The sequence below is a fragment of the Chitinophagales bacterium genome (assembly GCA_041392475.1).
Taxonomy (GTDB): domain Bacteria; phylum Bacteroidota; class Bacteroidia; order Chitinophagales; family UBA2359; genus JAUHXA01.
Genome location: JAWKLZ010000003.1, coordinates 362,504 through 375,250, shown reverse-complemented (window position 1 = coordinate 375,250; position 12,747 = coordinate 362,504). Strand labels below are relative to the sequence as shown.

Sequence of the window (12,747 nt, the reverse complement as noted above, 5' to 3'; positions counted from 1 at the left end):
TAATACTCATTCGTATCTTTGGGATTTGCTAATTCATTTGACAATCTATTCACTAGCTATAAATTCCTATTTTATGAAAAAATTATTACTATCCATTTTGTGTTTGTTCTCTTTCCATGTATTCATTGCAGCCCAAGAAGATATGGATACAACCGCTTTGGAAATGTCTGATTCATTGTTGGTTCAGCTTTTTAAACTCCAACAAGATAGCATTGAAAAAGCCTTTGTTTACCAAACAGGAAAAGTCGAACTGGGCGACGGTTTGGCTGCCATTGAAGTACCGACAGGCTACAAATTTTTAGATGCTCAACAATCCAACTATGTTTTGACCGAATTGTGGGGCAATCCTCCAAGCGAATCATTGGGGATGTTGTTGCCCGAAGACATTTCACCCATCAGCGACAATTTCTCCTATGCCATTGATGTTAGTTATTCAGATGAAGGCTACATCGAGGACAAGGATGCCAAAAGTTTGGACTACGATGATTTGCTCGAAGAAATGCAGAAAGATGCTAAAGAAATCAACGATCAGCGTAGAGAAATGGGCTACCCTGCGGTTGATTTGGTCAGATGGGCTGCACCTCCTTATTATGATGAAGCTAACAAAAAACTCCACTGGGCAAAGGAATTGGCCTTTGAAGGAGAACCTGCTAATACACTGAACTACAATATCCGCATTTTGGGGCGAGGTGGTTATCTTAATCTCAATGCCATTGGAGAAATGGATATTTTGCCGAAAGTACAAGCCGATATTGGTGACATTCTCACCAGCGTAAACTTCAATAGCGGAAACCGATACAGCGATTTCAACCCAAGTATGGATAAAGTGGCAGCTTATGGTATTGGTGGACTCATTGCAGGAAAAGTTTTGGCAAAAGCTGGCTTTTTTGCTCTTTTATTGAAGTTCTGGAAAATCATTGCAGTGGCAATAGTGGGCTTTTTCGCCTTTATCAAACGGATGTTTACAGGTGGAGGCCAATGAAAAAAATAATTTAGGATTCTTTAACACACTGAAAGGCTTTTACTTTGAACTTTGAAGGGGCAATAAGAGTTGTTTAGTTAAAACTAAGGGGAGGTGAATAAGTAGTACTTATTCACCTCCTATTTTTTATACCAAAATATACTTCATTCTAAAATATCAAGCTATGAAAGTTTTTGTTACCCTTTCGCTTATTTTATTCAGTTTTTGCAGCCAAACCCATGCTGCTAGTATCAAAGGACAATTGCAGGACGACAAAGGCGAAGCATTGATTTTTGCAGCCGTTGCTTTATATACCAGTTCTGACAGCACTTTAGCGAAAGTAGAAACTTCCAACGAAACGGGAATTTTCCACTTAAAAGGTATAAAAGCAGGCAATTATTACCTGCAAGCCACTTATGTAGGATTATCCGATTTGAAGAAAACGGGTATTGTACTAGCCGAAAACCAAGACCTCGATTTAGGCATTTTGGCTTTTGAACCAGCATCAGTCAAACTGCAAGAAACTACCGTAACAGCTTCAAGGGTAATGGTGGAAACCAAACCCGATAGAACCATCTTCAATGTTAGTGGAACTATCAACAGCACTGGCTCAGACGGTATCTCTTTGCTGCGAAAAGCTCCGGCAGTAATGGTCGACAACAACGACAATATCACTGTTTTGGGACGTTCGGGCGTACTCCTCTATGTGGACGGCAAACGGCTACCATTGGCAGGAGCAGAGCTCACCAATTATCTACAAAATCTTCCCGCTGACCAAATTGACCGCATCGAAATTGTCACCAATCCCGGTGCAAAGTACGAGGCAGAAGGCAATGCGGGTATCATTGACATACGATTGAAGAAAGACAAAAATCTAGGCGCAAATGGCTCTATCAGTGCTACTTTCAGTCAAGGACGCTATGCTAAAGGCAATCTCAACGGAAGTGGTAATTACCGCAATAAAAACTTCAACGTTTTCGGAACGATTGGTTTGGCAGACGGCAAAAGCTTCAACGATATGCACTTTGAAAGTTATCAAAATGGCATCCAATTACTCGAAAAAAATACGACCCGCCATAACTGGGACAATTACAATTACCGTCTTGGAACTGATTTTTTCCTTCACAAAAACCACACGCTTGGTTTTTTGGTGAGTGGGATGACTTCCACAGGATTAGGCTTGAATACCAACCGTATTGCGATTGGACTCGAATCCACGCCTACCCAAATAGATAGTATTTTGGTTGCCAACAACGTTTCGACAAATGATCGAACACAAAATTCGTACAATATCAACTACCGCTTTGACAATGGAGAAGGACGCAGCCTAAATGTGGATTTGGACTATGGCAAATACGGGAATGAAAGCGATCGTTATCAACCCAATCAATATTTCGATGCCAATGAAGTGGTTGTTTTAACTGAGGTAATCAATCGCTTCGATATGCCTACGGATATTGATATTTACACACTGAAAGTGGACTACGAGGAAGAAATGTTGGGCGGTACAGTCGGTATTGGTTCTAAATTAAGTCAAGTGGTTTCTGAAAATACCTTTTTGGTTTTTGACGAAGAAAATGGAGATTTTATTCAAAACAATCAACGCTCCAATTTCTTCAAATATGATGAAAAAGTATATGCGGGTTATATCAATTATGCCCGAAAACTGAATGACAAGTGGAATCTTTCGGCGGGATTGAGGGCTGAACAAACCGATGCAATGGGAAATTTGGAAGCTTTTTTACCTGAACTACAAGAGCCTCCTGTAGTATTGGACTATCTTAGCTGGTTTCCAAGTGCAGGCTTGACATGGCAAGTTGCTCCTAAGCACAGTTTGGCACTGAACTACGGTCGCCGAATCAATCGCCCCGACTATAATGTATTGAACCCCTTCAACAACCAATTGAGTCAAATCTCTTATGAAAAAGGGAATCCTTTTTTGCGTCCAGAAATTGTGAACAATTTGGAGCTGGGATATACAATGAACTACCGCTACAACTTCAAATTGGGATACAGCCGCACAATTGACCAAATCACCCGTTTGATTGGTCCAGACGAAAATGATCCGAGAGCGAACTTCATCACTTGGGACAACTTAGCCGAAAAAACAGTGGTTAGCTTCAATGCGAGTGCGCCAGCGCAAATCACCAAAAAATGGAATGCTTACTTCAATTTCAGTGCTTCTCACATTGACAATCAAGCCGATTATGGAGAAGGGGCAATAGTTGACCTACAGGCATTTACCTACTCAATTTACCAACAACATACCTTCGATTTACCCGCAGGCTTCAAAGGTGAAATATCGGGCTGGTTTTCAGGCCCTGGAATCTGGGGAGGTGTATTTGAATACGAAACAAGTTGGAGTTTGAACTTTGGTTTGCAAAAGAAATTCTTCAATGACAAACTGAATGCTCGATTGAGTTTTGACGATGTTTTTTTCGAAACGGGTTGGGACGGTATTTCTCGATTTGATGGTTTGGTATCCGCAGGGGGCGGAAATTGGGACAGTCGCCGTGGCAGCCTTAGCCTTAGCTACAACTTCGGTAATCAAAATGTAAAATCTCGTAAGCGCAAAACGGGTATTGAAGAAGAGGCAGGAAGGGTAGGAAGCGGGAATTAATTATGTGAATCACAATAAGTAATAAATAAAAAAGACACTTCAATGTCAGTTTTAGACTTTGGACGAAAGATTAAAGATATAAGGCAATTGGACAGTTCAGCGAAACCTTGTCAATCAAGGATGCCGAAGAAATCGGTATAGTTGCAAACTTTGACAACGGTTGAGCGGCACTTCCTCCTCCAACACCTACACGACTACTTCCCCTACGGCAAAACCCTACGTGAATGGTACCCCAACGAATTCGACCCACAGGAACGCTACCAAACGACTCAACACCAAAGAGACTTCGAGACCAACTTCGACCACCGAGGGGCGAGGTTGTATGATGCGGATGCTGGACGATTTTTGAGTTTGGATCCTTTGGCAAAAAAATATCCTACACTTTCAGATTATGTTTATGTAGCTAATAATCCCTTGATTTTTGTTGATCCAGAAGGAAAGTGGATTGAAGAAATTGTACAAAAGGGAGGAGGAATAAATGGACGAGACCTTGTAACTATTAAAATAACAGGAAAATTCATGAATTATTCAAGTACTGATGTAGATATGGAACAAGCACTAACAGAAATTAAAAATATGGTCGAATCTTCTTTTAGAGGTGAAGATGTTGGAGGTGTAGATATTCAGGTTGATTTTGATTTTAGTATAGTTGAAAGTATGGAAGATGTTGAGAGCAGTGATCATTTACTTGTTTTAGCTGATGGGAAATCTTGGAAAGTACCTGCAATGTCAAATAAAATTGGAGGAATGGTTGCATTTGGAGATGCGAAGTATTTTGAAGGTTGGTACGATACCAATTACGGGGAAGAAGGTGAAAGATCAATGGCTCACGAGATAGGACATTTATTTGGTTTAACACATAGATCTGGTAATTACAGAGGATCAAATTTAATGACTCAAGGATATGCGTTTTTACGTGGTAATAAAATTACTAAAAAACAGCTGATGCATACGAGAATGATGATAAGAACAGGGAGGCTAAATAGAGGTGGAAACACCTTCTATGGAGGTCCTAATACTGAAACAGATGCTATAGAAAATCAAAAAAAAGTACACGCAACTCGATTTTTTTCTTTGGCGCCTGGAATAAAGAATGGTAACAACTTAGGAACTGAGTCAAGGATAAGAAAAAATAAAGAACGATTAGACATTGATACTAACTAACAATCAAATACACCATTATTTAATTTGTCGTATAATTAAACACATATAACAAATGAAGAAATCAATTGTACTTATATTTTTTTTAGTAATTTTCCTTTTTGGAACATGGCAAATAGTTTGGGTTATGGTTGAGGGAGGTAATTTGAATATCTATGTATTAAATGAGACAGAATTGCAAGAAGGTATTTCAACAAATATTTTTCTAGATGGTAAAAAAATAATTAATAAAAAAATTGAATATAATATTTTTCCTGAAGAAGAAAATTTTCGGAAAGTAATAGGTAATTATAATCTTACCATCCAGTGTAAAGATTTAAACCTTAGTAAATCAATAGATTTTCAATTGCTTACAGTGAATTGGATTCTATTCTATATATCAGAAGACACTATTGTTATACAGAAAAATATCATTCCTCCTCTATTTCAATAATTTTCCACTTAGTAACTACAAAATAAATACTTTATGAAAACCAAAACAATAACAATACTATTATACCTATTCTTTCTTGTTTCTCAATCCCACGCCCAAACCTTCACCGAGGTCAGCCAATCCATAGGCATAGAAGTCCTACACGAAGGCAAGCAATATTTGGGAGGTGGAGTTGCCTTTTTCGACTACGATGGAGATGGATGGTTGGACATTTATGCAACAACGGGCAGGCAGTGTGAACAGGAACTCCTAGATTGAAAGGAACTGCTTACTTGGCTATGTTTTGAAAAGTGGGTTCACGTTATATGAGGTTCTTTTACATCTAGCAGTTCCTGTTCAAAACCATTAGCCAATCCATAGGCATTGAAGTCCTACACAAAGGCAAGCAATATTTGGGAGGAGGAGTTGCCTTTTTCTAAAACCATTCAACAATAAGCATTTGACCAAAAAAATCACATATCATTCTTTCAACAACTTGGACAGTTCAGCGAAACCTTGTCAATCAAGAATGCTGAAGAAATCGGTACAGTTGCAAACTTTGACAACGGTTGAGCGGAACTATGTCCTCCAACACCTACACGACTACTTCCCCTACGGCAAAACCCTCCGTGAATGGTACCCCAACGACTTCGACCCACAAGAACGCTACCAAACCACTCAACACCAAAGAGACTTCGAAACCAACTTCGACTACCGAGGGGCGAGACTCTACGATGCAGATGCTGGGCGGTTTTTGAGTTTGGATCCTTTGGCGGCGGATTATCCGAGTTGGAGTGATTACAATTATGTGTTGGGGAATCCTGTGATTTTTGTGGATCCTGATGGGAAAAGCCCAGGTGATTCTCGTTTTTATATTACTATGAAAGTAAGAATAAAACAGACGTTTTATAAGGTTGAACAATTAATATTTCCTTCTTGGATAACCACAGCTCCTTCAGAAGCAGGATTTATTTCTCCAAACTATACAGGAGAAAGTAAAGTAGTAGGTTTTGACATAAATATTCCTGTAATATTGCATGAAGATGGTAATTATGCCATTGCTGAAAAACAAATGGAGGTTGGCTCTAAACCATTCAGAGGAAGCGGAAAACTAAGTGTAACTGGATTAGGTACACTTTTTCAAATTCCAAATACAGTTTTTGAAGGGGACTTCTCGATTGGAGCAGCCCCAGGTGAAATTAATCTTGGAAAACTTGCAGCATATGTCAAATACGAAAAAGAAATTGCTGGTGGATTAAAAGGAGGAGTATCATATACAATGGATTATAACGTTGTTTTAAAGGGAGAACCTAAGATTCTAAAATTTTCTATAACGGTCAAATTGAAAGATTACGATGATTGGGGAGATGCTACACCTCATTTAGAAATAGAAGTGGAAGGATTAGAAGAAAGTTTTGAATTAGGCTCACAAGATTATGACGTTTATATAGAGTTCAAACAGTCAGACTTGGGTTATCCTGGAGCACAAAAACCGCTTGGAGTTATAGTAAAACACTCATCTGGAAGAGACATGAGTAAGTTTAGAGGTGATTAAAAACTTTTAGTTCAAAACATATTATTTAATAAAAATAATTACACTATGTTTATTAATTATAAAATAATATTAGTTATAACTGCATTAAGTCTACTTTATCTAAGTAATAGAGGTATAAAAGATAACAATAATATTCTTAATGAAAAGGAATTTTTAGATTATCACTTAGCTTTGATAGATACGATGACTGTACTAACAGATGTGAATTTAGAATCATATAAAATGGACTGGAAAAATGATTTCCCGTGTGAGTATATGCAAAACCAAGAATGGTTAAAAAGAATAAGAAATCATCTCGAAAAGTATGATTATATTGGAATGTTTAACATACAGTTTAATCCTCCAATGCTTTGTGGTCAATCTATCATATTTGATGAATATAAATTCACTAAGTCGGCTGGAGATTTTCAAAAAAATCTCTTCTATTATACTATAAACCAAAACTTAAAATTAGAAATTTACATAGCTGGATTTGATAAAGATAAGCCTTTATTAGAGAGTTTTCAAGGGGAGATAAGAATCAGTGGAGTAAAACAAAACAGTGGGTATATGTATGCAGGAAAGTATGATTTTAACGCCACTATACTAATCCCTAAGGACTTCACTGAATGGAAAGAAAAAATCCAAAGTAAAAGCATAAAAGAAATTCTTGAAGGCACAGTGAAGTTATAATTGATTATGAACACTAATTTAATTTTCACCCTAAAATTAAAAAAATGAAAACCAATACAACAACAATACTCATTTCCACCTACTTAGTGCCTGAACGGATTCTTACAAGAAGTTCACAGTCAAACTATTGGATGCAAAAAATTATTTGAACTTTTTTGGATTTTTAGGAATACCAATACCTTCAATAAATTCCTAATGAATTAGGAACAAGTTATTACAAGAATATAGAATCTTCGTGAAATATAGGCAAAAAGTTCGTTCGTTTAAACAATTAGTTATATTTTGATAGTCAAATGATTGAGGGTTTTCGTTCAAGCACTACTTACTATTCCTCTCTCTACAACTGGCACACGCCCAAACCTTCACCGAGGTCAGCCAATCCATAGGCATTGAAGTCCTACACGAAGGCAAACAATATTTGGGAGGAGGAGCAGCCTTTTTCGACTACGATGGCGACGGTTGGTTGGACATTTATGCAACAACGGGCAGCAATGGCGTTGATCACCTGTACCACAACAGAGGCGACGGCACTTTTGAAGAAGTCGGTCTATCCGCAGGATTGGGCATCACCGAACAGTTTCGCACGATGGGCGTGATTACAGGCGACCTCAATGGCGATGGATTCACCGACCTCTTTGTCAGCACTTGGGAAGATGCAAGCAGTCTGCACAGCCGCCGCAGAAACTTAGCAGGCAGCCGCAACCTATTCTTTCTGAATCAAGGCAACGGCACCTTCACCGAAGTAGGCGAACAAATCGGACTGACCCAAAACACCTTCACAATGGCAGCGAGTTTTGGCGACTACAACCTCGACGGACGACTCGATCTCTACCTCGGCAATTACATCGAACAAGCCCATTGGACAGCCGAAGAAGGCTTCCAAAACACAGGATACGCCAACCTCCTCTACCTCAATCAAGGCAACGATGCAAACGGATTGCCCCAACTCACCGAAGTAGGCGAAGCAATGGGCGTAAACAACACAGGCTGCACCCTCGCCTGCACCTTCACCGACTTCGACAATGACAACGACCTCGATATCTTGGTCGCCAACGACTTCGGCAAAAAAGGACAATCCCACGTCCTCTACCGCAACAACTACCCCGACATCAGCTTTACGGATGTCAGTCAAGCCGCTGCCATCAACACCAATAGCTATGGCATGGGCATTGCAGTGGGCGACTACAACAACGATGGTTTTTTGGATTATTCTATGAGCAATATGGGAGAGAATCCGATACATACAGCAGAAAACCGAAATTTTGGAAATTTCGGTTTTCTCGCCAAGGGAAATTCCCCCTTTGGAGGCAGGGCTAATCAGTTCTATTTTTTATGAATATGAGTGTGCTTGAAGCATACCGAAAAGTTCTTTAATTTTGTTGGCAAAAATAATATTGGCTTCCTTTATGGATTGTAAACCATTCATTCTGAATGTATTGATAACTCCATTTTTCAAAAGCGAAAGATTTTCAATTGCATATCCTCCTTTGATATTGGACTTATCTTCATTCTGAACAACATCTTTGACATAGTGTAATCTATTTTCAATATGCCAATGCGCTCTAATTCCTTGGGCTACTTGTTTTGCATCATCGGTATCTTTACTTAATATGTAATAATGATGCTCATCAAAATGTCCATCTTTTTTCTTGTCCTTTTGAGGGCGATAACCATATCGGTGTACATGAATAATGCGTTGAAGACCAATCCACTCAGGGCTTATACCTGTAATATCATCATAAATTTCAACCAGTCTATTTTCTGTGCGACCTCTATTTTTCTCTTTTGAAAAATGTGTACTTATAGGTTTGTTGGAATCTATGTTAATTTTTATTTGTTTGTATAGATTCCGTTGATTTCGTTTGACTTGTATGCAATAGCCATTTTCATCTTCTATGATGGTGGCAACTGTTTTTTTTGGCAATGTAGGGCATCTAAGGTGATAATTACTCCTTTTCCTTTCAATTGCGACAATAAATCTTGCAACATGGTCATTTCTGCTGCTTTGCCATTTTCATAGCGTTTAACAGCTAAGACTGTACCTGTTTTTTGTGCAAAGAAGCTGACCATAGAGATGAAATTTTGTTTAGAGTTATGACAATTGGTCACAGTGGAGTTGAGTCCTTTTCCATCTCCACTTACCCAATCTCCTTCTTCAAGAGGAATAAATTGGAGTGCCCAACCCGTAAATGCTTTACAAAGTGAATCGTAATCTATATCTCGCAGAATTGTCCTCGTTTGCGTATAACCTGGAACACCATGCTTTAAATTAAATAATTCAACCAATTCTTTTTGGTTGCCTTTGAAAAATTTAGCTAATTCTTGATACGCATTCCGACCACTCATAATGCCTAATGTAACCATTGTTAAAAAAGGTTGTAATGGGTGACGAAGACCACTTGAATTTCGAGTGTCTTTTACTTCTGCGAATGCTTCATATAAACTCTTTGCCATATTCTTTTTGTCAAATATACAACTTTTTCAGAACTGATTAGCCCTGCCCTTTGGAGGGGGGCAGGGGGAGGTTCGAGTGCAAAACGATATAAGCTGGGGCACCGCCTTCTTCGACTTCAACCATAATACCCACCTCGACCTATTCGTTGCCAACGGCTACATTCCCGCCATCGAACTCAAAGACAAAAACGACTACGAAATTCCCAACCGCCTCTACCAAAACAATGGCAATGGCAGTTTCACAGAAATCGGTGCAGCAGTGGGCTTAGACAATACCGACATCGCAAGAGGCATGGCAGTAGGCGACTACGACAACGATGGTGACTTAGACATTTTGGTTGCCAACATCGCCAATCACACCCAATTCAAAAGACAAGACCCACGCATTGCCCAAGACCATTTTTTGTTGTATCGAAACGATGCTGCTGATGGGAATTGGTTGAAAGTCAGTTTGGAAGGCACAGAAAGCAACAGAGATGGCTATGGCGCAAAAGTTCGGCTAACGGTCGGTGCACAGACCTTTGTGCGGGAAATAGATAGCGGCAGCAGCCATTTATCACACAGCAGCACTACGGCACATTTTGGCTTGGCGAACCATAGCGAGATAGATAAAATTGAAGTCGTATGGCCTGGCGGAAAAGTACAAACAGTATTGCCGAGCGAAGAAGGCATTTTTGACGGCAAAACCAACCAACACATTCACATTATTGAAGCATCTGAAACCACTGCATTGACGAGCGTTGAAGCCGCTTATTTTCAAGTCCAAACCTTCCCCAATCCTTTCAGCCAAAACCTTACGATTCAATACCAATTGCCAAACACCGCCAACGTTTCGGCAAAAATATACAATGCAGCAGGGATTTTGGTGGCTGATTTGCTCACTTCAAAAGAACAGTCGGCAGGGCAGCACGAATTGCAGTGGAACGGAAAAAATGCAAAAGGCTTGAGTGTTCCTTTTGGTACCTATTTTTGCCAATTGCAGGTAGAAAATCGTTTGGTTGTTCAAAAAATTGTGTATATTCGTGATTGAAATACATAATATCTCATTATCTTAAGAACTAAACCAACCAATTTATGACAACTCTTAAAACTCTTGTGATTCTATTGTTATTGATGATGGCAAGCACTTTTTGTCGCAACCAACAACTTTCTGCCCAAACTGCGGACTGCAATTCTCCTTTATCCAATCTTGAAATGCGCTCCAACAATGTCAATGCAAGGATTTACAATTCAGGCTCCTTGTTCTTTGATCCTATTTCTTTTGCTTCTGGCTATGAAGTTCCCAAAGGTTCAGGAAAACATTCTATGTATTCAATAGGCTTGTGGATAGGTGCGAAAGATTTGGGCGGAAATTTGAAGTTGGCGGCTAGCACTTACAGTGTTGAAGGGAGTGATTTTTGGGCGGGCCCCATTGACGAAACACAGGCAATGGGAGGTTTGAACACAGATGTCTGCAACGATTATGACCAATTGTTCCATGTTAAATCATTTGACATCAACAAATTCAGAGCAGACTTAGCGGATGCAGGCGGTACTTTGCCCGCTTCGTCCATTCCCACCGATGTTCTGCGATGGCCCGCTAGAAACAACCCTCATTTTGATTCATTTACTCTTCCAGCCAACAAGGACTTGGCCCCTTTTTGGGATGCAGATGGAGACAAAATTTACGACCCGACAAAAGGAGACTATCCTGTATTGGATAGCAATATTTCAGATTTTTATCCTACCGAAATGACTTGGTGGATCATGAACGATATCGGCAATGAACACACCTTCTCTGGAACAGAACCACTAGGAGTAGAAGTAAGTTGTTTGGCCTACTCTTTTGCGAGTACGACAGAGGCGGTGAACAACACTACTTTTTACAAATACAAGATTCGCGCTGCTCAAAACTCGTTCCGAGATTTCTACGTTGGCTTATATGTGGATTCCGATTTGGGACAATATGACGACGACTATCTCGGAAGCATTCCCGAATTGAATACAGGATTTTTCTACAATGCAGATTCTTTTGATGGTGACTATGGGAATACTCCACCGCTTATAGGTGTCCGTTTTCTGAATGGCTTGACAAACGAAATTGGAGAAGATTTGGGTATGACTTCCTTATTGTATATGGAGTTGAATGAAGGAATAAGGGGTTTTCCTACTCAACCGATTGGCTTCTATCGATATTTACAAGGACTTTGGAATGACGGCACTCCTTTGACCAAGGGAGGCAATGGGTATGGCGGAACTGAGGCAACAAGGTTTGCCTATGATGGCGACCCTTCGAATCCCACAGAGTGGTCGGAGTGTTCGGTCAACAGTGTTCCTTCGGATAGAAGGTTTGTGATGAGTTCGGGCCCAGTGGATTTACAGGTTGGAAAAACACAAGAAATCAATGTCGCTATTTATTGGACACGTCCACAAAACGCTTACCCTTGTCCAAGCACTGGTCACCTACAATTGGCCATTGACGCAGTAGAATCTTTGTCAAATACGGTGGATGTGCCAACGGTTTCGCTTCAAAATAAGAGCATAACCGCCTATCCAAATCCTTTTTCTGAATCCATCAGCCTTCAATATACACTACCTCAAGCCTCCAAAGTTTCTGCAAAAATATACAACACCGCAGGAATGTTGGTAGCCCATTTGGCAGCCGAAGAAAACCAATCTGCAGGGCAACACCAATTGCAGTGGGATGGCAGAAATAGACAGGGTTTAAGTGTTCCTTTTGGCACTTATTTTTGTCAATTGCAGATAGGCAATCAAGTAGTGACAGAAAAGGTGGTGTATTTGAAGGAGTGAGGTGATGGGTTTGAAGGATTGAGGAGAATGTTAATGCTGATAGAATATTACAGCAAAAACTACATAAACGGTGGCTTGTTTTTCACACAAAAAATGGACAGTTAATAGTTTTAGAAACAAGT

The 12,747-nt window shown here is 39.7% G+C and carries 12 protein-coding genes; 10 read left to right on the top strand and 2 right to left on the bottom strand.

The window, feature by feature from the left end; translation table 11 throughout:
• Positions 1-73: 73 nt before the first annotated feature.
• The 8 genes from R3E32_24485 to R3E32_24450 all read left to right on the top strand — a co-directional run bounded on the left by R3E32_24485 (position 74) and on the right by R3E32_24450 (position 8,717).
• The gene (locus R3E32_24485; protein ID MEZ4887908.1) at positions 74-982 is read left to right on the top strand and encodes a DUF2167 domain-containing protein; all 909 of its coding nucleotides are present in this window, start codon (positions 74-76) and stop codon (positions 980-982) included.
• A 163-nt stretch (positions 983-1,145) separates the two neighbouring features.
• The gene (locus R3E32_24480) at positions 1,146-3,581 is read left to right on the top strand and encodes a TonB-dependent receptor (protein ID MEZ4887907.1); all 2,436 of its coding nucleotides are present in this window, start codon (positions 1,146-1,148) and stop codon (positions 3,579-3,581) included.
• A 141-nt stretch (positions 3,582-3,722) separates the two neighbouring features.
• A complete protein-coding gene (locus tag R3E32_24475; GenBank protein ID MEZ4887906.1) occupies positions 3,723-4,745 on the top strand; it encodes an RHS repeat-associated core domain-containing protein in 1,023 nt (340 codons plus the stop codon).
• A 52-nt stretch (positions 4,746-4,797) separates the two neighbouring features.
• Complete coding sequence (locus tag R3E32_24470) at positions 4,798-5,175, top strand: hypothetical protein (protein MEZ4887905.1); 378 nt, start codon at positions 4,798-4,800, stop codon at positions 5,173-5,175.
• Between the two features lie 33 nt (positions 5,176-5,208).
• The gene (locus tag R3E32_24465) at positions 5,209-5,433 is read left to right on the top strand and encodes a VCBS repeat-containing protein (GenBank protein MEZ4887904.1); all 225 of its coding nucleotides are present in this window, start codon (positions 5,209-5,211) and stop codon (positions 5,431-5,433) included.
• Between the two features lie 250 nt (positions 5,434-5,683).
• Positions 5,684-6,709, top strand: coding sequence for an RHS repeat-associated core domain-containing protein (locus tag R3E32_24460; protein ID MEZ4887903.1), 1,026 nt, complete (start codon positions 5,684-5,686; stop codon positions 6,707-6,709).
• A gap of 45 nt (positions 6,710-6,754) precedes the next feature.
• Entirely contained in the window at positions 6,755-7,381 is a 627-nt protein-coding gene (locus R3E32_24455; protein ID MEZ4887902.1) for a hypothetical protein, read from the top strand.
• A gap of 418 nt (positions 7,382-7,799) precedes the next feature.
• A complete protein-coding gene (locus R3E32_24450; protein ID MEZ4887901.1) occupies positions 7,800-8,717 on the top strand; it encodes a VCBS repeat-containing protein in 918 nt (305 codons plus the stop codon).
• On the opposite strand, the gene R3E32_24445 is transcribed toward R3E32_24450, so the two are convergent.
• The gene (locus R3E32_24445; protein ID MEZ4887900.1) at positions 8,712-9,305 is read right to left on the bottom strand and encodes an ISAs1 family transposase; all 594 of its coding nucleotides are present in this window, start codon (positions 9,303-9,305) and stop codon (positions 8,712-8,714) included. The two genes, R3E32_24450 and R3E32_24445, sit on opposite strands and share 6 nt — an antisense overlap.
• The gene (locus R3E32_24440; protein MEZ4887899.1) at positions 9,275-9,835 is read right to left on the bottom strand and encodes an ISAs1 family transposase; all 561 of its coding nucleotides are present in this window, start codon (positions 9,833-9,835) and stop codon (positions 9,275-9,277) included. The genes R3E32_24445 and R3E32_24440 overlap by 31 nt, the downstream gene beginning before the upstream one ends.
• 76 nt (positions 9,836-9,911) lie before the next feature.
• Here R3E32_24440 and R3E32_24435 point away from each other — a divergent pair, with 76 nt between their 5' ends.
• Both R3E32_24435 and R3E32_24430 read left to right on the top strand, forming a co-directional pair.
• The gene (locus tag R3E32_24435; protein MEZ4887898.1) at positions 9,912-10,865 is read left to right on the top strand and encodes an ASPIC/UnbV domain-containing protein; all 954 of its coding nucleotides are present in this window, start codon (positions 9,912-9,914) and stop codon (positions 10,863-10,865) included.
• Between the two features lie 44 nt (positions 10,866-10,909).
• Positions 10,910-12,625, top strand: coding sequence for a FlgD immunoglobulin-like domain containing protein (locus R3E32_24430; GenBank protein ID MEZ4887897.1), 1,716 nt, complete (start codon positions 10,910-10,912; stop codon positions 12,623-12,625).
• Positions 12,626-12,747: the final 122 nt, after the last annotated feature.